Genomic DNA, 20,753 nt, shown 5'->3' with positions numbered 1-20,753 from the left:
GTCACTTCTCTGTCGCCACGCCGAGCTTGCGTTCGATCTCCGCGACCTTGCCGGTCTTCGCGTCGAAGAACTCGGTCGTGATCTTGTCCCAGCCACCGAGGTCCCGGATCGTGAACAGCTGCGGCGGGGCGGGCCAGTCGAAACCGGTCACGCCGTCGACGACCGGGCGGTAGCCGTTCTTGGCGAAGATCGTCTGAGCCTCGACCGAGTAGAGGTACTTGAGGAAGGCCGCGGCCTCCGCGGGGTGGGCGCTGTTCTTGGTCACGGCCACCGGGTTCTCGATCAGGAGCGTCGAGTCCGGAATGACGTAGTCCAGCTCCTGGCCGTTCTGCTGGGCGAAGATGGCCTCGTTCTCGTACGTGAGGAGCGCGTCGCCCTTGCCGCCGGTGAAGGTCTGCAGCGCCTTGCGGCCGCTGTCGTCCTGGACCGGCACGTTCTTGAGCAGCGCGTCGAGGTACGTGAGCCCGGCGGCCTGGTCGGCGCCCTTGCTCGACTTGTAGCCGTAACCCGCGAGGAGGTTCCAGCGGGCGGCACCGGAGGTGAACGGGTTGGGCGTGATGACCTCGACCTCGGGCTTGACGAGGTCGTCCCAGGTCTTGAGGCCCTTGGGGTTGCCCTTGCGGGTGCCGATGACGACGACGGACTTCGTGAGGATCCCCCCGGTGGGACCGGAGTTCCAGTCCTCCGCGACGATGCCGGCCTTCACGAGCCGGGTGATGTCGGTCTCCAGGGAGAACTCGACGATGTCCGCCTTGAGGCCGTTCGCCACGGCGCGGCTCTGGTCGCCGGACGCGCCGAACGACTGGGTGAAGGTGATGTTCTTGCCCTCGGGCGTCTTCTGGAACGCCTTGATGATGTCCTCGAACGCCGCCTGGGGGGTGGAGTAGGCGACCAGCGCCAACCGGACCTTGCCGCCTCCGCCGTCGCCCCCGCCGGCGTCGCTGTCTCCCCCGCAGGCGGTGACCAGGGTGGTCGTCGCCATGACGGCGGCTGCGATGGCCCCGAGCCCGCGCACTCTCATGCCGTGTCCTCTATTCCGAGAGAATCCTACCAAGTCAGTCGGTTTAGTCGATATTCAAGACCGTTCCAGCAATCCCGTCAAGTCCGATGGGTTTGCGGGGTTGTTGTGCCGATGACAAGCCGGCTCCCAGCGATTGTTGTGAAATTTCCAGACAGGACGTGTCGACAAGTGCTAGGAACGGACGCTATTGGGACATGACCCAAAAGCCCACCGAGGAAGGACCTTCATGCGCGACCCGGCCACCGAGGACGCCTACGAGCAGGACGGCTCGCTCAGCCGGCCGTACATCACCGGCGAAGGCCGGCACGGCGGGGAGGGAGACCGGTTCTGGTCCGAGGAGCACGATGACCAGGCTCTCGGCGCCGCGCCGGGCGACCGGGGCGACGTGCTGTCGGAGGACTGGCGGCCGGACCAGCCCGCGCTGACCCCCGCCGACCACGCCGACCAGGATGACTACTACGCCGCCGGGCGCACCGCTCAGTTCGGGTCGGAGGATCCGGTGAGCGAGGGCGACACCGATCCGCGCGGCTTCCTCGGCTCCGGCTGGCGCAACGCCCCCGATCCCGAGGAGGACGAGACCGAGGGGCCGCGGCGCGGCGGGCTGCTGCTGCGGACGGGCCTGATCGCCGCCGGGGTCCTGGGCGCGATCTGGGCGCTGGCGCTGTGGGTCGGCCAGCCGTCCGGAGCGGACTGCGCGGACGGGGCGTCCTGCGCCGCCGGGGCCGGCCCGGCCGCGACCGCGCCGGCCTCGCCGGCCGCCGACGCGCCCACGGACACGCCGGCCGACGAGGTGAGCGAGGGGCCCGGCGACGTGCCGAGCCAGGCGCCCAGTGAGGCTCCCACAGCCCGGCCCGAACGGTCCCGGCCCGCGACGTCCGGGACCTCGGAGCCGGCCGCGTCGCCCGCGCCCTCGCGCGCCGATCGGCCCCGTACGCAGGACTCCGGCTCCAGGGGGACCGCCTCCCCGCACCCGTCGCGCGTGTCGATCGACGCCCAGCCCGGCGAACAGGCCGGTGGGAAGGCCGGAGGGAAGGACGCTGCCCCGGCCGAGGAGCAGGCGGCCACGGCCCCCACCGCCGGGGCGGCCACCGAGCAGCCGACTAGCGCGCCCGCCCCCACCCAGGAGGAGCCGCGCCAGGGCGGCGGACTGCTCGGCTGGCTCTTCGGTTAGAAGTCCTCTCTCAGGAGGCCGTGCAGCTGTCCTGAGTGGCGTCGAAGCCCTCCACGTCGTCGAGCGTCCTGGGGGGCTTCATTCCGTTCCAGTCGGCCCCGATCCCCAGCACGAGGGTCTGCGTGGTGGCCGTGGGCACCAGGCGGGAGCGCGACTTCTTGAGTTCGCGGTACAGCCGCGACGCCCGGCTCTCGCCGTTCTTCGAGTACGCCACCACGGTCTTGGCGTACGGCCGGGGCGCCTGCTCGACCTTGACGATGTGGTAGCCGCGCTGCTCCAGCTCCGCGGCCACCTGGGTGCCGAGCCCCTGCTGCCCACTGCCGTTGCGCACCAGGATGTGGATCTGCGACTTGGGGATCTTCTGCTCGCCGCTCTTGACGTTCTTGGCGATCTGGTCGGCGGCGACCATCCTGAACAGCCGCTGGGCCTGCGGCTGCACCCACTCGACCCGCCCGGGGTTGGTGATGGAGTAGCGCCAGGGCGTGGTGACGAAGCGGATCTGCCCGGCGGTCAGGCCCTGCGCGCTCGTCGCGAGGTCCTTCATCACGCCGATCGTGAGGTCGGGGTCGGTGGTGATCGACTTGGTCACGGCGTCGAGGAAGCCGAACAGAGTGGCGGGGTTGGTCAGCGTCTCGCCGCTCATGGCCTTCTTGGCCATCGAGGCGAGGAACATCTGCTGACGCTGGATCCGGCCGATGTCGGAGCCGTCGCCGAGGCTGTAGCGGGCGCGGACGTACCCGAGCGCCTGCTCGCCCTTGAGCACCTGCTTGCCGGCGGGCAGGTCGAGCAGCGCCTTCTTGTCGTGGACGGCCTGCGGCAGGCAGACCTGCACGCCGTCCAGCGCGTTCACCATCGCCTTGAAACCGGTGAAGTCGACCTTCACGAAGTGGTCGATGTGGATGTTCGTGAGGCCCTCGATCGTCTTCCAGGTGCAGCCGATGCCGCCGGAGTTGAACGACTCGTTGATCATCCCGACGTGTGGCCGCTGGCCCGGCAGGTTGCCCTTGGCCGGGCAGGCGGGGAGGGCGACGAGCGAGTCGCGCGGGAAGCTGATCAGCACCGCGCCGTCCCGGTTGGGGGAGATGTGCGCCAGGATGATCGTGTCGGTGCGCTCACCGGGGAACCTGCCGTATTTGGCGTTGGCGCCGTTGCGCTGGTCCGAGCCCACGATCAGCACGTTGAGCGCCTTACTGATCTTCTGTGGACGCGCCTCGTCGCCCCCGAGATCCTTCTGGGTCACCGTCTCGTGCTTGACGTTGCCGGTCAGCTTGACGTACCCGCCGACGGCGAACGTGGCGGCGCCCGTGAGCACGCCCAGCGCTCCCGACAACGTGACCCACAGCCATGCCCGCCACTTGGGGGGCGTCCGGGGCGGCGGCGGCGCCGGGAGGTCCTCCTCCGCCGGGGGCGCGGGACGGACGTCGACGTGACCCACTGTCGTGCTCCTGAGGGGGTCGGACCAGGCGTTTCTCACCAGGTCGCAAGCCAGTAGCGGCAAACGGGGCCAAGTGTAGCGATCTCCCCTGAACGTCACCTTTCAAACGGAGTAACCACTGCGCCAGCAGCAGTAAGCACGGTGCAAGTACCGATCAAGCCCGTCCGCCTATCTCTAGGACGTACGAGAAAGCGGAAGGGTTGCGAACAATGTCGCGTACTGTCCTTATCATCGGGGCCGGCATCGGCCTCGCCATGCTCCTCGCCGGCATCTACGGGATCGGATCGATCGACACCATGTCGTGGGGCATGCCCGCCTTCATCGTCGGGATGTTCCTGGTGATCGGCGACCTCGTCTTCCTGGCCACCAAGCTGATCGGCGGCGGTGGCCCCGCCACCGGCGTCTTCGGTCAGATGAAGAGCTTCCTGGGCACCGGCAACCAGGAGCTCGTCGGCACCGGCCTGCCGGCGACCGCCCTGGTCACGAGCATGCGGGACACGGGCACGATGGTGAACGACCAGCTGGTCGTCGCCTTCGACCTGCGGGTGCAGCCCGCCTCCGGCGCGCCGTACGTGGTCGCGCACCGGCAGATCCTCCCCCGGCTGCTGATGGGCGCCGTGCTGCCGGGCCGGACGGTCCAGGTGTGGACCGACCCCGCGGACCCGCAGCGCCTGGTGATCGACTGGTCGGCGCTCCCCGCGGCAGCCTGAAGATCAGGCGGGAGGCGCGGTGCTGCCGCGGGTGGTCAGGCGGGGGGCCTGGTCCTCCAGCGGCCTCGCCTCCACGCCGTCGATCAGCGCGAGCAGCCGCTGCGCCGCGTGCGCGCCGTACGCCGGGATGTCCCGGGTGAGCACGGTCAGCGGCGGGCGGACGACCTGACAGAGCGGGGAGTCGTCCCAGGCCACGACGGACAGCTCGGCCGGCACGTCGAGTCGCATCTCCTGGGCGACCGACAGGCCGGCCACGGCCATGATGTCGTTGTCGAAGACGATCGCCGTGGGCCGTTCGGGTGAGCTGAGCAGCCGCCGGGTGGCCCGGGCCCCCTCCTCGCCGGTGTAGTCGGTGTGCACGATCGGACAGCCGTCCAGGCCGAGGCCGGCGCAGACGTCGCCGAACGCGCGGTCGCGGATGGCAGTGTGCGACAGCCGGGGCAGCCCGGCGACGCGGGCGATCCGCCGGTGCCCGAGCGCGACGAGATACTCCACCATCTCGCGGACGGCCGCGCTGTCGTCGGCCCAGACCGGCACGAGCGACCCGGCGGCCGATGGGTGCCCGAGCACGACGACGGGCATGCCCATCTCCTCCACCTGCGGCACGCGGGGGTCGTCGAGGTGGAGGTCGACGAGGATCGCGCCGTCCACCCGGCCCTCTCCCCACCAGCGGCGGTAGACGCCCATCTCGGCCTCGTGGTCGCCGACCACCTGGAGCAGCAGGGCGTACGAGCGGGCGGACAGCTCCGCCTCGATGCCGCTGATCAGCTCCATGAAGAACGGCTCCACGCCGAGGAAACGGGCGGGCCGGCACAGGGCGAGGCCCACGGCGTGCGCGCGGGCGCCGTTCAGCGCCCGGGCCGCGATGTTCGGGCGCCAGCCGATCTCGTTCGCGATCGCCAGGATGCGGGCCCTGGTCGCTTCGGACACTCCGGGCTGGCCGTTCAGGGCGTACGAGACCGCGCCCTTGGAGACCCCCGCCTGCCGTGCGATGTCCGCGATGGTCGGTCTTCTCACGTGTCCCCTCGGCTGAACCGGTCCAGTGACCCTCACCTTACTACCGTTACTTTGCCTCCATCTTCTTCCTATTGACACCGGATACATGGGGATTTTACGGTCTCGGTACTTATCCGGTTCAGCAATAGCGAGCCGAACATCATCGGGGCCTGGCAGTAGTGCGGACCCCGCGCGGTGTCGCGTGGGGGAAGGAGAGTCACCATGCGAAACCGATCGCGGTTTCTTATACCGGTGCTGGCGGCCGGCCTGTTAAGCGCGGCCTGCTCCGGAGGCAGCGGGTCGTCGACGCCGGCCGCCCCCGCGGGAGATGCGGCGGGAGGCGGCGCCGCCGCCCCGGCGGGTGGCGGGGCGTTCCCGCGCAACGAGACCCTCTACACCAGCGGCACGCAGTGGGGCCCGCCCGCGAACTGGAACCCCCTGCGCGAGTGGGACTTCGCCACCGGGACCAAGGGCCTGGCCTACGAGACGCTGTTCATGTACGACCCGAACACCGACAAGTTCTCGCCGTGGCTGGCCGAGAGCGGCGACTGGACCGGTGACCTGGAGTACACCCTCAAGCTGCGCCAGGGCGTCACGTGGTCGGACGGCAAGCCGTTCACCGCCGACGACGTGATCTTCACGTTCGAGCTCGGCAAGATGGAGACGGTCCCCTACCACCCGCTGTGGGACTGGATGAAGAGCGCCGAGAAGGTCGACGACCACACGGTCAAGTTCACCTTCGCCACGGCGAACCACCAGGAGTGGGCCAACCACCTCTACAGCCGGGCCATCGTCCCCAAGCACCTGTGGGAGGGGCGGTCCGAGGACGAGGTGATGAACGGGGTCAACGAGAAGCCCGTCGGCACCGGCCCGTACGCCTACCAGTCCCACGACCAGGACCGCATGGTCTGGGTCAAGCGCGACGGCTGGTGGGCGACCAAGGCGCTGAACAAGGACGTCAAGCCCAAGTACATCGTCGACATCGTCAACTCCAGCAACGAGGTCGCGATGGGCCTGCTGCTGCAGAAGGGCCTCGACCTCAGCAACAACTTCCTGCCGGGCATCGCCAACCTGGTCAAGGGCAACTTCGGCATCAAGACCTTCTACGACCAGCCGCCGTACATGCTGTCGGCCAACACCACCTGGATGTGGTTCAACACGGCGAAGAAGCCGATGGACGACAAGGAGTTCCGCAAGGCGGTCGCCTACGCCATCGACACGAAGAAAATCGTCGAGGGCGTGTACGGCAACCTGGTCAAGGCGTCCGACCCGTCCGGCCTGCTGCCGCAGTGGGACAAGTACGTCGACAAGAACGTCACCTCCACGCTCGGCTTCTCCTACAACCCGGACAAGGCCAAGCAACTGCTCGCCGACGCCGGTTACAAGGACCGCAACGGCGACGGGCTGGTGGAGTCGCCGAGCGGCGCCAAGATCTCGCTGAAGCTGATCGTGCCCGCCGGGTGGACCGACTGGATGGAGGCCGCCCGGGTCATCAGCTCCAGCGCGAAGGCCGCGGGCATCGACATCGAGGCCGACTTCCCCGACTACAACGCGCTCGTCGACGTGCGCAACCAGGGCAAGTTCGACCTCGTCCTCAACAACGACAAGCAGCTCGCGAACACGCCCTGGCTGTACTACGACTACCTGTTCCGCCTGCCGGTGCAGAAGCTGCAGTCCACGACGAACTACGGCCGGTACGAGAACAAGCGGGCGTGGGAGCTCACGCAGCAGCTCGACCAGGTCAAGCCCGAGGACCTGCCGGGCATGCAGAAGATCGCCTCGGAGCTGCAGAAGATCCAGCTCGAGGACATGCCGGTCGTCCCGCTCTGGTACAACGGCCTGTGGTCTCAGACCACGAACGGGGCCTGGAAGAACTGGCCCAGCAGCGCGCCGAACACGCCCAAGTACCCGCCGACCGTGTGGCGCAACTGGCTGGAGATGGGCGGCACGCTCATGCTCACAGAACTGCAGCCGGCCTCCGGAGGCTGATCTTTTCGCGCCCCCTGCCACCCGGACGGGGCAGGGGGCGCCGTTCCGCGACCGGGAGGTCGATCTTGCGCCGCTATTTCGGCAGAAAGCTTCTCATCTACGGCCTGACGTTCTTCGTGGCCGTGACCATCAACTGGATGATCCCGCGGTTCATGCCGGGCGACCCCGTGTCGAGCATGCTGTCGCGGGCCAACGTCGCACAGCCGGCGGCCGTCGAGGCCATGCGGGCGCACTACACGGCGATGTTCGGCTTCGACCTGCCGCTGTGGCAGCAGTACCTGAACTTCTGGGGCGCGCTGCTCAAGGGTGACCTCGGCATCAGCATCTGGCTGTTCCCGACGCCGGTCACCGATGTGATCGTCCGGGCGGTCCCGTACACGCTGGGCCTGCTGATCCCGTCCATCCTGCTGAGCTGGTTCGCCGGCAACCGGTTCGGCGCGTTCGCCGCGCGGCGCAAGTGGCTCGACAACAGCGTGCTCCCGATCGGCTACGTGCTCACCGCGACGCCGTACATGTGGCTGGCGATCCTGCTGGCCTGGGCGCTCGGCATCGTCGCGGGGATCTTCCCGGTCGCCGGGGCCTACGGCTTCGACCTGCAGGCGTCCTGGTCGTGGACCTTCCTCGGCAGCCTCGCGCAGCACTGGTTCCTCCCGTTCGCGTCACTGTTCCTGGTCGCGTTCGGCGGCTGGGCCATCGGCATGCGCAACATGATCACCTATGAGCTGGAGGCGGACTACGTCAACTACCTGCGGGCGCTCGGCGCGCCGATGCGGCTGGTGCGGCGCTACGCCTTCAGGAACGCGATCCTGCCCCAGGTGACCGGCCTGGCCCTGCAACTCGGCGTGCTCGTGGCCGGCGCGCTCGTCACCGAAATCGTCTTCAGTTATCCCGGGCTCGGGCACCTGATCCTCCAGGCGATCCAGAACCAGGACTTCTTCCTGCTGCAGGGCGCCTTCCTGTTCATCGTCATCGGTGTGCTGATCGCCAACTTCGTCATCGACATCGCGTACGTCCTGGTGGACCCGCGCACCCGGACCGGGATGGGAGGAACGGCGTGAGCAACGGCGTGAGAAACGAGGCGCTGCACTTCGCGCTGCGCAACCGCAAGCTGGTCGTCGGCACGATCGTCATCGCCGTGTTCCTCGTGGCCGGCCTGGCGGGGCCGCTGATGTTCGACCACGGGCCGAACGACTACGTCGGGCCGGCCATGGCGCCGCCGTCCGGGGAGTTCTGGTTCGGCACCACGACGTTCGGCCAGGACGTCTTCGCCCAGTTCGTGTACGGCCTGCGCGCGACGTTCCTCGTGGGCGTGCTCGGCGGCGTGCTGGCGGCGGCCGTCGGCATGGTCGTGGGCTTCGTCGCGGGCTACCGCGGCGGTTGGGTCGACGAACTGCTCAACATGCTCACCAACATCGTGCTCGTGCTGCCCGCGCTGGTGGTGCTGCTGATCATCAACGCCTACCTGGGCGTGCGCAGCATCGGCGTGCAGGCGTTGTTCATCGGCCTGACCTCGTGGCCGTGGGCCGCGCGGGCGATCAGGGCGCAGACGTTCTCGCTGCGCTCGCGCGACTTCGTCGACCTCGCCCGGCTGAGCGGGGTGCGCACGCCGAAGATCATCCTTCGGGAGATCGCGCCGAACATGAGCTCGTACCTGTTCCTGACGTTCATCCTGCTGTTCGGCAGCGCGATCCTGGTCGCCGCCTCGCTCGACTTCATCGGCCTCGGCCCGACCCAGGGCGTCTCCCTCGGGCTGATGCTCAACAACGCCGCGCGGTGGAGCGCGCTCCAGCTCGGCCTGTGGTGGTGGTTCATCCCTCCGGGCGCGGGCATCACGGCGATCGTCGGCGCGCTCTACGTCATGAACGTCGGGCTGGACGAGGTGTTCAACCCGAAGCTGAGGGAGATGTGACGTGGCGCTGAATGTCACCGACCTCCGGGTCTACTACCGGACGCTGCGCGGCGAGGTGCAGGCGCTCGACGGCGTCACGTTCTCCGTGGCGGACGGCGAGATCATGGGCCTGGCGGGGGAGTCCGGGTCGGGCAAGTCCACGCTCGCCAAGAGCCTGATCCGCCTGGACGGCCGGATGCGGCACGTCGGCGGCACCGTCGAGCTGGACGGCAGGGAGATGCCCCTGTCGGACGACGGCGCGATGGACGAGTTCCGCTTCCGCGAGGTCTCGCTCATCCCGCAGTACTCGATGAGCGCGCTCAACCCGACCAGGAAGATCGGCAAGATGGTCGGCGAGCTGCTGGAGGCGCGCGGCGAGCGGCCGGACAGGGCCGAGCTGGAGCGGCGGCTCGCGCTGGTGGGCCTGTCGAAGGACGTGCTCGACCGCTATCCGATCGAGCTGTCGGGCGGCATGAAGCAGCGGGTGGTGATGGTGATCTCCACCCTGCTGAACCCCTCGCTGCTCATCGCCGACGAGGTCACCAGCGCACTCGACGTGTCCAGCCAGAAGGCCGTGGCCACGACGCTGCTCGGGTTCCGCGACCGCGGCCTGGTCACGAGCATGATGGTGGTCACCCACGACATCTCGCTCGTCTACCAGATCGCCGACACGATCATGGTGATGTACGCCGGGCGGCTGGCCGAGAAGGCCCCGGCCGACGTGCTCGTCACCGCCCCGAGGCATCCGTACACCAAGCAGCTCATCTCCGCGCTGCCCGAGGTGGGGGTGCGGTACGAGGACCGCCGGCTGACGGGCATCCCCGGCAACCCGCCGTCCCTGCTGAAACCGCCGGGCGGATGCCGGTTCCGCGACCGCTGCCCGCTCGCGTTCGACCAGTGCGCCGAGCAGCCGCCGTTCGCCGAGGTGGCCCCCGGCCACTTCGTCGCCTGCTGGAAGGCCGAGTGAATGCTGAAACTCGATAGCGTCTCCAAGGTCTACCGCGTCGGCGCCTTCGGCGGGGGCGAGATGAAGGCCGTCTCCGACGTCGGCTTCGAGGTCGGCGAGGGGGAGGTGGTCTCGCTCATCGGCGAGAGCGGCAGCGGCAAGAGCACGCTCGGCCGGATGATCCTGCGCCTCACCTCGGTCAGCTCCGGCACGATCACCCTCGACGGCAGGGACATCTCCTCGATCAGGGACCGCAAGGAGTACTACCGGCAGGTGCAGGGCGTCTTCCAGGACCCCTTCAGCTGCTACAACCCCGTCTTCCGGGCCGACCGCGTCTTCGCCATGCTCAAAGAGCAGTACTTCCCCCGGGCCGGGGCGGCCGAGTGGCGCACACGCGTGGAGGCCGCGCTGGACAGCGTGCGGCTCGACCCCGGCAACGTGCTCGGGAAGTATCCCCACCAGCTCAGCGGCGGGCAGCTCCAGCGGATGCTGATCGCCCGCGCGGTGCTCCTCGACATCCGGCTGCTGGTCGCCGACGAGATCATCAGCATGCTCGACGCGTCGACCCGCATCGACGTGCTGAACCTGCTGGCCGACCTGCGGGCGCGCGGCCTCGGCATCCTGTTCGTCACGCACGACCTGTCGCTCGGCAACTACGTCAGCGACCGGACTGTCGTGCTCCGGAACGGGAAGATCGTGGAGATGGGCCGGACAGACCTCGTCTTCGGCGCTCCGGCGCACCCCTACACCCGCTCGCTGCTGGCCTCGGTCCCGCGGCTGCACGCCAAGTGGACGGACGAGGTCGTCGAGGACGTGCCGTGTGCCTATCACGAGGCGCCGGAGGACAGCCGGAATCGCCCAGGGCTGGCCGAGGTCGAAAGTGATCACTACGTGGCGTGCTCCGGCTGCGCAGGATCGAGAATTAGGGAGAAAGCGTGAGCTCGTACCGTCCCCTGCACGACGGGTGGACCGTCACCGCCGTGTCGTCGACCGGGCAGCTCCGTCCGGTGGTCGCGGGACTGCCCGCGATCGTCCCCGGTTGCGTCCACACCGACCTCCTGGCCGCCGGGCTGATCGAGGACCCGTACCTGGACGACAACGAGGACCGGCTGACCTGGATCGGGCGCACGGCGTGGTCGTACGAGACCACCTTCACGTGGGACGGCACCGACGACGACCGGGCGGACCTCGTCTGCGAGGGTCTCGACACGGTCGCCACGCTCGTGCTCAACGGCATCGAGATCGGCACGACGGCCGACATGCACCGGTCGTACCGCTTCCCCGTGCGGCACCTGCTGCGCGCGGGCGAGAACGCGCTGAAGATCCTGTTCGACCCGCCGTACGGGTACGCGGAGGCGCAGAAGGCGGCCCTCGGCGACCGCCCGAGCCCGTACGACGAGCCGTACCAGTTCATCAGGAAGATGGCCTGCAACTTCGGCTGGGACTGGGGACCGACGCTGGTCACGGCGGGGATCTGGCGGCCCATCGGCATCGAGACCTGGAGCACCGCCCGCCTGGCCGAGGTGCGTCCGCTCGTTCACGGAGACGGCAGGGTCGAGGTGCACGTGACGGCCGAGCGCGCCGCCGAGCGGCCGCTCACGCTCACCGCCTCGGTGGGGGGCGTGACCGAGACCGTCACCGTCGGCGCCGGGCAGCGCCGGGCCGTCGTCACGCTGACCGTGCCCGGCCCGGAGCTGTGGTGGCCGCGCGGGTACGGCGAGCAGCCGTTGTACGACCTGACCGTCCGGCTCGAGGACGACGAGTGGACCGGCCGGATCGGCTTCCGCTCGGTGGAGCTGGACCGCACCGACGACGCTTTCACGTTCGTGATCAACGGGACGCCGGTCTTCGTCAAGGGCTTCAACTGGATCCCCGACGACTGCTTCCCCTCCCGCGTCACCCGGGAGCGCCTCGCCGAGCGGTTCGCCCAGGCGGCCGCCGCGGGCGCCAACTGCCTGCGGGTGTGGGGCGGCGGCATGTACGAGAGCGAGGACTTCTACGACCTCGCCGACGAAATGGGCCTGCTTGTCTGGCAGGACTTCCCGTTCGCCTGCGCGGCCTACCCCGAGGAGGGCCGCTTCGCGGCGGAGGTCGAGGCCGAGGCCCGCGAGCACGTCGCCCGCCTGGCCCGCCACGCCGGCCTCGTCCTGTGGTGCGGCAACAACGAGAACATCGAGGGCCACGCCGACTGGGGCTGGCAGGAGACGCTGGAGGGCCGCAGCTGGGGCGCCGGCTTCTACTACGACGTGCTGCCCCGGGTCGTCGCCGAGCTCGACCCGACCCGGCCCTACTGGCCGGGCAGCCCGTACTCCGGAGCGCCGGACCTGCCGCCGAACGACCCGTCCAAGGGCACCGTCCACATCTGGACCGTCTGGAACACCCACGACTACACCCACTACGGGACCTACACGCCGAGGTTCGTGGCCGAGTTCGGCTTCCAGGGGCCGCCGACGTACGCCACGCTGCGCGCCGCGGTCTCCGACGACCCGCTGACGCCGGTCTCCCCGGGCGTGACCCACCATCAGAAGGCCATCGACGGCAACCTCAAGCTGCTGCGCGGTCTCGGCGAGCATCTGCCGCGGCCGGACGGGTTCGACGACTGGCACTACTACACGCAGGTCAACCAGGCCAGGGCGATGGCGTACGGCATCGAGCGGTTCCGGGCGCTCGCGCCGTACTGCATGGGCACGATCGTGTGGCAGCTCAACGACTGCTGGCCGGTCACCTCCTGGGCCGCCGTGGACGGCGGCGGGCGGCGCAAGCCGCTGTGGTACGCCCTGCGCCGGGCCTTCGCCGACCGGTTGCTGACCTTCCAGGGCGACGCGCTGGCGGTCGTCAACGACACCGACGAGCCGTGGTCGGGCGAGCTCGCGGTCGAACGGCTCAGCCTGGCGGGGGACATCCTGGCCAAGGAGCGCTTCGACGTGGCGGTCCCGGCGCGCGGCACGGCGTCCGTCGAGCTGCCGGAGGGGGTGACGCGGGCCGGGAACCCGGCGGGCGAGGTGCTGGTCGCGACCCTCGGCGACGCCCGGGCGCTGCGGTTCCCCCGTGAGGACCCGGATATGGACTACCCTCCCGCGGAGATGGACACGACGGTCGAGGAGTTCGAGGGCGGGCTGCGGGTGCGCGTGACCGCGCGGACGATCGTGCGCGAGCTGGCGATCTTCCCCGACCGGCTCGACCCCCGCGCGACCGTGGACGACCAGCTCGTCACGCTGCTGCCGGGGGAGACCGCGGTCTTCCACGTGACAGGCGGCAGCCCCGACCCGGGCGCGCTCGTACGTCACCCGGTGCTCCGATGCGTCAACGAATCCCGTTAGTCTCGGAAATCCCCCTTGACGCCCGAAGGACGCACGTGGACCTGCTCACCAACCCCATAAAGGACTACCCCTGGGGCTCCCGCACGGCCATCGCCGAGCTGACCGGGCGGCCCGCCTCGGGGCCGGAGGCCGAGATGTGGCTGGGTGCCCACCCCGCCGCGTCCTCCCGGCTGACCCGGGACGGGGCCGAGACCACGCTCGCCGACGCGGTCGCCGCGGACCCGCTGGGGACCCTCGGCGAGGCGGTCGCCGGGCGGTTCGGGCAGCGGCTGCCGTACCTGATGAAGCTGATCGCGGTGGACGCGCCGCTGTCGCTGCAGGTCCACCCCGACGCCGGCCAGGCCGCCGCGGGGCACGCCCGGGGCGATGCGAACTACACCGACCCCTGGCACAAGCCGGAGCTGGTCTGCGCGCTCACGCCGTTCACCGGGCTGGCCGGGTTCCGGCCGCCCGGGCAGGCGGCGATGCTCGTCGAGCGGCTGCACGTGAACGCGCTGCAGCCGGTGGTCGCGGCGCTGCGCGCCGGCGACGTGCTCGCCGCGCTGCGGGCGCTGCTCGAGTGGCCCCGATCCGGGGGCACGTCGCGGCGGGAGCTGGTCGAGTCGGTGGTGTGGGCGGCCTCCGCCTGCCACACGCCCGACTACGCGCTCGTGGTACGGCTGGCGCGGCGTTACCCGGAGGACCCGGCCGTGCTGGCGCCGCTGCTGATGCGCCGCCACACGCTCGCCCCCGGCGAGGCGCTGTTCCTCGGGGCCGGGGTGCTGCACTGCTACCTCGACGGCCTCGCCGTGGAGATCATGGCCTGCTCCGACAACGTGCTGCGGGCGGGACTGACCGGCAAGCACATCGACGTGGAGGAGCTGCTGCGGATCACCGACGCCGAGGCGCAGCCCCTGGCGGTGGAGCCGGTCGGCGGCGCGTACGTCCCCCCCGTCCCGGAGTTCGTGCTCCGCAGGGTCGGGCCCGGCGCGGGGGAGACGCTCCCCGGAGGGCTGCCCCGGATCGTGCTGTGCACCGAGGGCGTCGTCAACGTCCGTACGGCGTCCGGTTCGGAGGCGAAGCTGCGTTCGGGAGAGTCGGTGTTCGCCGCCGCGTCCGAGGGCCCGGCCGAGATCGGCGGCGACGGCGTCGCGTTCTGCGCCGAGCCCCGCATGTGACGCACTTAGCGTGATGTTTGTCCTACTCAACGTGACGTGAAGACGTCGCGCGGGTAGGAGCCCCTCATCGTCAAGCGCGGCCCGACGAGGGGGATCCATGGGGCGCTTCAGGGTTGCCGGCATCGCCGTGGTGTCGTTGGGGGCGGTGGCGCTGTCCGCCTGCGCGGCCGGCGGGGGCAAGCACGCCACACAGGCGAGCCCGGCCGGCCACCGGCAGAACAGGGCGGCCGCCGATGCGACGCTTCGCAAGTCCGAGACGGCCGCCGCCGCCCAGGCGAAGGCCAACGAACTGGGGCAGATCCCGGTGATCATGTATCACCGGATCGTCAACAACCCGCCGCCGGGCGACGACCGCAGTCCGAAGGACTTCCGCGCCGAGCTGGAGCGGCTGGCGGCGGAGGACTACGTGCCGGTCACCGCGGCCGAGTACGTCACCGGGAAGATCGACATCCCGGCGGGCAAGCACCCGGTGGTGCTGACCTTCGACGACTCCTCGCCTTCCCAGCTCACTCTCGACGGCATGGGCAATCCGGCGCCGGACTGCGCGGTCGGCATCCTGATGGACGTCGCGAAGAAGCATCCCGGCTTCCGTCCGGTGGCGACCATGTACGTGATCAAGGACCTGTTCGGGAAGGCCCGCCAGGAAGAGCAGATGCAGGTCCTGCAATGGCTCAAGGACCACAACTTCGACATCGGCAACCACACGCGCGACCACCTCAACCTGCTCGGCAAGCCGAAGGACGACGTGGAGAAGCAGATCGCGGCCGGACAGACCCTGATCACCTCGCTGGTCAAGACGCCGCCGGTCACGCTCGCCCTGCCGTACGGCAACCAGCCGCACGAGAAGAAGTGGGCGCTGCGCGGCGCGTCCGGCGGCACCCGCTACGACTACAAGGGGGTGTTCCTCGCGGGCTACACCCCGTCGCCGTCGCCGTTCACCAAGGACTTCGACCCCGTGGGCATCCCGCGGATCAGGTCGAAGGAGAAGGTCGGCGACTGCAAGCAGTTCTGCTCGATGGCGTGGCTCGACTGGCTCAAGGCCAACCCGACCGACCGCTACACCTCGGACGGCAACCCCAACACGGTGGCCTTCCCGAAGTTCAAGGCGGCGTTCGTCGCCCCGTCGTTCACGTCCCGTGCGCTGCCGTACTGACGGGACGGACGAACGTGCGGGGGCGGCTACCCTGCCAGCATGGACGACGCCACCGCCGACGCCACCGCCCTGCGCGGTCTCACGCCGCGGCTGATCGGCCCGGAGATCTTCGCGGTCTTCGCGGTCTCGCTCGGCGCCAGCGCCCTGCTGTCGCTCATCCGCCTCGTCGGCGCACTGACCGCGCCGAAGGACCTGGGCGACCAGCACGCCGTGCTCGTCGGCTCGCTGGCCCCGGGCCGCCCGTGGCTGGATCTGACGCTGCACCTCGCGGGGATCGCGGTGAACGTGGCGCCGGTGGGGCTCGTCGCCTATCTGCTGGCCCGATCGGGCGAGTCCATGCGCACGATCGGGGCCGACTGGCGCGAGCCCGGCCGCGACACGCTGCGCGGCGCCGTGCTGGCGGCGGCGATCGGCGGCACCGGTCTGGTGTTCTACCTGTTCGCCTTCCGCTCCGGGATCAACCTGAACGTCGTGCCCGACAGCCTGCCGGACTACTGGTGGCGGATCCCGGTCCTCGTCGCCGAGGCCGCCCAGAACGGCGTGCTGGAGGAGGTGCTGGTCGCCGGGTATCTGCTGCACCGGCTGGGGCAGCTCGGCTGGTCGCCGTGGCGCGCGGTGGGGGCGTCGGCCGTCCTGCGCGGGTCCTACCACCTCTACCAGGGCTTCGGCGGCTTCGTCGGCAACATCGCGATGGGCGTGGTCTTCGGCCGGCTCTACCAGCGCTGGGGCCGGACCATGCCGCTGATCACCGCGCACACGCTGATCGACGTGGTCGCCTTCGTCGGGTACGGCCTGCTGCGCGGCCGCGTCTCCTGGCTGCCCTGATCTCCTGTCTAATCGGGCGGAAAGCGTTCTCTCCGGCGCGCCTGATTGATTTTGGCCCGATCCCGGTGCATCGTTGACGGGCCGCCGCACGTCTGGATCCCCCCGGGCAAAACCGGCCTGTCCTGGCCGCATTTCATTCGGGGAATTCGCATGAGGCGTTTATCGACACGCATTCCATATCCGGCGCGCCGGCGCGCCGCCGTCGACCGGCGGCCCGGGGGGCCCACCCGGCCGCCCGGCCGCAGACGTCCGGTCAGCCCGCCGTACCGGTGCCCCGTGGGCGGCGGGGCGGGCACGCAGGGCTCCGCCGTACCGGCCGGCGCGGTCGCCGTGACCGTCCGCACGATCACGCTCGTCCGGCCCGCTCCCGGGCGCACCCGCTCGTGGGCGGCGGTCCCGCCGAGGCGGGAGACGAGCGGCTTATTACCACCGGTGCCGAGGGCACGGTCCGATCCCTTATGTCACGCACGCCGGGCGCCCCACGGGGCGCCCGGCGTCTTTTCGCCGCCCAGGCGAGTGCTCGGGCGAGTGCTCAGGCGAGGCAGCGCAGGGCGCCGCGGACGCGGGCGTCGAGAGGATGCCCGGCGGGCAGCCGGCCGACGGTCGCCTCGACGAACTCCTCGGGGGAGAGGTCGGCGGTCAGGCCGTCGCCCACCTGCACCTGCAACCGGCCGCAGGCGCCTTCGACCCGCGCCTTGGGCCCCTGCTCCTCCAGCACGAACACGCCGACGCGGACCCGCCAGTCGAGGCGGTCGCCGGCCTCGTCCCGGGTCACCGGCGCCCCGACGTCGTCGGCGTGCGTGGCGTACTCCGAGTCGTAGTGGAAGGTCTGCAGGCCCGCCGGGTAGGGGCCGGCCGACGTGTGGAGCGTGCCGTCGCGGCCGAGGGCGCGCATGCGCGCCCGGGTCTCCCTGTTCCTGGTCCGCCACTCGTCGAGCACCTCCTCCACCGGCAGGGCGCGCCGCTTGCGCACGCACCACTCGTTGAAGCCGTCGAAGCCGCCGCGCACGCCCTCGTGGTCGAGCAGTTCGAAGAACCCGTCGATGTCGTCGTCCAGGCACGCGTGGTTGTACAGCTCCTCGCCGGCCAGGTGCGCGAGCACGTCGCGCACCGTCCAGCCGTCACACCGGGAGGGGCGATTCCACCCGTCGTCGTCGAGGGAGGAGAAGAAGCGCTCCAGCCGCGCCGCCTCGGTGTCGAAGATGTCGAAGGGGTCGAGCCCCGCCAGTTCGTCCCGTGCTGAGGTCATGCCTGAGCCGTACCCGGAGGGGTTCAGCCCTCACTCGGGCGGTGTCGGGACATTTCCCGCAGAAAGCGGACATTCAAACGAGGAGCGGCCTCAACAAAGCGTAGGGGAAGGGAAAAACCGGCTCTTGGCCCGTTTGTCCGATGATCGACGCGGAAACCCCGAGATCGGTAAGCGCGGTGTTTTATCAGGGGGAAAACGAAATGGCAAAAAGCACGAGCGTCGCCGGGATCCTCGCGATCGGCGCCGTCATCGCCGGGGGCGCCGCGATCGGGGGCGTCTCTCTCGTCGCCACACCGGCGGGGGCCGCCACGATGTCCGCCACGATGTCCGCACAGCACGGCCTCGTCCGCTTCGGTCATCCGCACGCGCGGGGGCAGCGCAACCGCCAGAAGAACGGGCAGCGGCACAACCAGCGGCTGCGGGAGCAGCAGCGCCAGCACCAGTTCCTGATGCGTGACCTCACGCTGGTCCTCGTCCCCTACCAGAAGGACTCGACGGACGCGCGGGCGCTGCCGTACAACTGGCAGAACGACAGCGTGGTCGCGCAGCAGTACGGCAACCAGGACCGGCTGTCCACGCAGGAGAACGCGCCCGATGCGGCCGAGATCAACCTCGACGGCGAGGAGCACGACAACAAGACGACGGTCTCCCCGCGCGTGCAGAAGCACGAGGTCGAGGTGGATCGGTCCGGCGACGTGGACAAGACGGACGGACCGGTCCCGTCGTACGCCGACCCCGGCGGCCGGCAGGGCGACGTCGTCGGATCCGTGCCCGCCGTTCCGCCGGCCACGGCGCCCGAGCCCCAGCTCAATGCCGAGCCCGATGCCCAGCCCGATGCCCAGCCCGCCGCTCAGCCGGTCGTGGAGCCCGTGGCCGACCCGGCCCCGGCATCGGCGCCCGCGGCGTGCGCTTCCGCCCGCACGCCCGCTCTCACCCTGCCCCTGACCCTCTCGCTCACGGCCACGGTGTCCCTCGACGCCACGCCCGAGGCCGCGACGCCCGAGGCCGCGACCACCGCGACCACCGGGTCCACCGAGTCCACCGGGGCCTGTCCGCGAAGCACGCCCTGAGCCGTCAGGCGTCCCTGCGGGCCAGCAGGACCGCGGCCACGCCGTACGGCACGGCCACGTAGGCGGCCATGACCGCGAGTGCGGCGAGCGGCGACAGCAGCGCGCCGGCGACCGAGTCGGGGTTGCCCGTGCCGGCCAGCTGGCCCGCCAGGGCGCCGGGCAGGATCGAGCCGACGCGCTCGCCCCAGGGCGCCGGCAGGTTGTAGCCGACGATCGGGAGCACGTACCAGACCGCCACGAGGACGGCGATGGCGGCGACGGCGGATCGCGTGATCGCGGCCAGGCACAGGCCGAGGAGCGCGAACATCAGGATGGACAGGCTCATCGCCAGGAAGTGCGGGAGTTGGCTGCTCAGCGGCTCGGCCGACTGCCCCCGGATGGGCCGGTCGCCGATGATGAGCCGCCCGGCGGCGTACGTCGCGAGCACGGCCGTGAGCCCCGTGCAGGCGGCCACGACCGCGACGACGCCCGCCTTCGCGGCGAGCACCCGTCCACGCGCGGGCAGCACGGTGAGCGTCGTGCGGATCATGCCGGTGCCGTACTCGCCGGAGAAGGCGAGGACGCCCAGCACGGCCAGGCACAGCGAGGCGAGCATGTGCGTCACCTCGGGCAGCGACGACACGGCGAGGTGGTCGCGCTGTCCGGGCGGCAGACCGTCCCACAGGTGGGCGGCGTACCAGGCCAGCAGGGCCATGAGACCGACGACGACGGCGACGACGCCGAGGACCACGGAGGTGGACCGGAGACTGCGGAGCTTGAGCCATTCGGCGGCGAGAGCGTCGATCACCGGCCCGCCTCCTTCGCCGTGAACTCCGCCGTGAACTCCGCCGTGAACTCCGCCGTGAGCCCGGCCGTGAGCCGCATGTAGGTCTCCTCGAGGGAGGCGCCGCGCGGGGTGACCTCGTGGAGGGGGATGGCGTGCCGGGCGGCGAGGTCGCCGATCTCCGCCGGGTCGAGGCCGCGCACCGACAGGCCCCCGCCGTCCTCCGCCGCGACCGTCCCGCCCGCGGCCGACAGCGCCGTGGCGAGGTCCGCGGCGCGGCTGCTGCGGACGAACACGTCCCGTACGGCGGTCAGCTCCCGCATGGAGGTGTCCGCGATGAGGCGCCCGCGGGCGATGACGACCAGATGGTCGGCGGTGAGCTCCATCTCGCTCATCAGGTGGCTCGACAGGAGCACGGTCCGGCCCTCCGCGGCGAGGCTTCGGAGCAGTTCGCGGATCCAGCGCACGCCGTCCGGGTCGAGGCCGTTGACCGGCTCGTCCAGCAGCAGCACTGCCGGGTCGCCGAGGAGCGCGGCGGCGATCCCGAGGCGCTGCCGCATGCCGAGCGAGAAGCCCCGGATCCGCTTGCGTGCCACGCCGGCCAGCCCCACCTGCTCGATGACGGACACGACCCGGTCCCGGCCGATGCGGTTGGCGCGGGCCATCCAGCTCAGGTGCCCCAGTGGCGTACGGCCGCCCTGGACGGCGCCCGCGTCCAGGAGCGCGCCCACCTCCCGCATCGGATGACGGAGGCTGTCGTAGCGGCGGCCGCCGATCAGCGCCTCGCCGCTCGCCGGGCGGTCCAGACCGAGGACCATCCGCATGGTCGTGGACTTGCCCGCGCCGTTCGGTCCGAGGAACCCGGTGACCCGGCCTGGTTTCACGTGGAACGTCAGACCGTCCACGGCGACCGTGCGCCCGAAGCGCTTGGTCAGGTCTCTGACTTCGATCATGTCCCGACGGTCTCGCGAAGCCCCCGCCCCGCGCGTCGGAGCGACGTGCGATACACGGGACGTGCCTCAGACCGTGGCATGACAGACCGGGGCAGGAGGCGGGCGCG

General features: G+C 70.5%; 18 protein-coding genes. 12 read left to right on the top strand and 6 right to left on the bottom strand.

Going from position 1 to position 20,753, the window contains the following annotated elements:
* Window position 1: 1 nt before the first annotated feature.
* On the bottom strand, window positions 2-1,021 hold the full coding sequence (locus tag AAH991_RS01470; protein WP_346223649.1) for a sulfate ABC transporter substrate-binding protein: 1,020 nt from the start codon (window positions 1,019-1,021) through the stop codon (window positions 2-4).
* Window positions 1,022-1,247: 226 nt separating this feature from the next.
* Here AAH991_RS01470 and AAH991_RS01465 point away from each other — a divergent pair, with 226 nt between their 5' ends.
* Window positions 1,248-2,192: a hypothetical protein gene (locus AAH991_RS01465; RefSeq protein WP_346223648.1), complete on the top strand. Its 945-nt coding sequence runs from the start codon at window positions 1,248-1,250 to the stop codon at window positions 2,190-2,192.
* A 10-nt stretch (window positions 2,193-2,202) separates the two neighbouring features.
* Here the strand turns inward: AAH991_RS01465 and AAH991_RS01460 are convergent, their stop codons facing one another.
* On the bottom strand, window positions 2,203-3,627 hold the full coding sequence (locus AAH991_RS01460; protein ID WP_346223647.1) for an LCP family protein: 1,425 nt from the start codon (window positions 3,625-3,627) through the stop codon (window positions 2,203-2,205).
* A 209-nt stretch (window positions 3,628-3,836) separates the two neighbouring features.
* Here AAH991_RS01460 and AAH991_RS01455 point away from each other — a divergent pair, with 209 nt between their 5' ends.
* Complete coding sequence (locus AAH991_RS01455; RefSeq protein ID WP_346223646.1) at window positions 3,837-4,337, top strand: hypothetical protein; 501 nt, start codon at window positions 3,837-3,839, stop codon at window positions 4,335-4,337.
* A 3-nt stretch (window positions 4,338-4,340) separates the two neighbouring features.
* Here the strand turns inward: AAH991_RS01455 and AAH991_RS01450 are convergent, their stop codons facing one another.
* Window positions 4,341-5,354: a LacI family DNA-binding transcriptional regulator gene (locus AAH991_RS01450; RefSeq protein WP_346223645.1), complete on the bottom strand. Its 1,014-nt coding sequence runs from the start codon at window positions 5,352-5,354 to the stop codon at window positions 4,341-4,343.
* Between the two features lie 201 nt (window positions 5,355-5,555).
* On the opposite strand from AAH991_RS01450, the gene AAH991_RS01445 reads away from it, so the two are divergent.
* The 9 genes from AAH991_RS01445 (at window position 5,556) to AAH991_RS01405 (ending at window position 16,611) form a co-directional block, all read left to right on the top strand.
* On the top strand, window positions 5,556-7,322 hold the full coding sequence (locus AAH991_RS01445; RefSeq protein ID WP_346223644.1) for an ABC transporter substrate-binding protein: 1,767 nt from the start codon (window positions 5,556-5,558) through the stop codon (window positions 7,320-7,322).
* 65 nt (window positions 7,323-7,387) lie between these two features.
* Window positions 7,388-8,380, top strand: a complete 993-nt coding sequence (locus AAH991_RS01440) for an ABC transporter permease (RefSeq protein ID WP_346223642.1) — start codon at window positions 7,388-7,390, stop codon at window positions 8,378-8,380.
* A complete protein-coding gene (locus AAH991_RS01435) occupies window positions 8,377-9,231 on the top strand; it encodes an ABC transporter permease (RefSeq protein WP_346223641.1) in 855 nt (284 codons plus the stop codon). The genes AAH991_RS01440 and AAH991_RS01435 overlap by 4 nt, the downstream gene beginning before the upstream one ends.
* A gap of 1 nt (window position 9,232) precedes the next feature.
* Window positions 9,233-10,177: an ABC transporter ATP-binding protein gene (locus AAH991_RS01430; protein ID WP_346223640.1), complete on the top strand. Its 945-nt coding sequence runs from the start codon at window positions 9,233-9,235 to the stop codon at window positions 10,175-10,177.
* Complete coding sequence (locus tag AAH991_RS01425; protein ID WP_346223639.1) at window positions 10,178-11,095, top strand: ABC transporter ATP-binding protein; 918 nt, start codon at window positions 10,178-10,180, stop codon at window positions 11,093-11,095.
* Window positions 11,092-13,476, top strand: coding sequence for a glycoside hydrolase family 2 protein (locus tag AAH991_RS01420; protein ID WP_346223638.1), 2,385 nt, complete (start codon window positions 11,092-11,094; stop codon window positions 13,474-13,476). Before AAH991_RS01425 ends, AAH991_RS01420 begins: the two co-directional genes overlap by 4 nt.
* Before the next feature lie 35 nt (window positions 13,477-13,511).
* Entirely contained in the window at window positions 13,512-14,633 is a 1,122-nt protein-coding gene (gene manA / locus AAH991_RS01415; RefSeq protein ID WP_346223637.1) for a mannose-6-phosphate isomerase, class I, read from the top strand.
* A gap of 97 nt (window positions 14,634-14,730) precedes the next feature.
* Window positions 14,731-15,786, top strand: coding sequence for a polysaccharide deacetylase family protein (locus tag AAH991_RS01410; RefSeq protein WP_346223636.1), 1,056 nt, complete (start codon window positions 14,731-14,733; stop codon window positions 15,784-15,786).
* A 39-nt stretch (window positions 15,787-15,825) separates the two neighbouring features.
* Window positions 15,826-16,611, top strand: a complete 786-nt coding sequence (locus AAH991_RS01405) for a CPBP family intramembrane glutamic endopeptidase (protein ID WP_346223635.1) — start codon at window positions 15,826-15,828, stop codon at window positions 16,609-16,611.
* A gap of 532 nt (window positions 16,612-17,143) precedes the next feature.
* Here the strand turns inward: AAH991_RS01405 and AAH991_RS01400 are convergent.
* Complete coding sequence (locus tag AAH991_RS01400; RefSeq protein ID WP_346223633.1) at window positions 17,144-17,860, bottom strand: maleylpyruvate isomerase family mycothiol-dependent enzyme; 717 nt, start codon at window positions 17,858-17,860, stop codon at window positions 17,144-17,146.
* Window positions 17,861-18,060: 200 nt separating this feature from the next.
* Here AAH991_RS01400 and AAH991_RS01395 point away from each other — a divergent pair, with 200 nt between their 5' ends.
* Entirely contained in the window at window positions 18,061-18,930 is an 870-nt protein-coding gene (locus AAH991_RS01395; RefSeq protein WP_346223632.1) for a hypothetical protein, read from the top strand.
* A gap of 4 nt (window positions 18,931-18,934) precedes the next feature.
* Here AAH991_RS01395 and AAH991_RS01390 read toward each other — a convergent pair whose 3' ends face one another.
* Window positions 18,935-19,717, bottom strand: coding sequence for an ABC transporter permease (locus AAH991_RS01390; protein ID WP_346223631.1), 783 nt, complete (start codon window positions 19,715-19,717; stop codon window positions 18,935-18,937).
* A complete protein-coding gene (locus tag AAH991_RS01385; protein ID WP_346223630.1) occupies window positions 19,714-20,646 on the bottom strand; it encodes an ABC transporter ATP-binding protein in 933 nt (310 codons plus the stop codon). The genes AAH991_RS01390 and AAH991_RS01385 overlap by 4 nt, the downstream gene beginning before the upstream one ends.
* Between the last annotated feature and the right edge of the window lie 107 nt (window positions 20,647-20,753).

The organism is Microbispora sp. ZYX-F-249, assembly GCF_039649665.1.
Classification (GTDB): domain Bacteria; phylum Actinomycetota; class Actinomycetes; order Streptosporangiales; family Streptosporangiaceae; genus Microbispora; species Microbispora maris.
The sequence above is the reverse complement of the archived record's forward strand: the minus strand, read 5'-3'. Positions and strand labels throughout refer to the sequence as shown.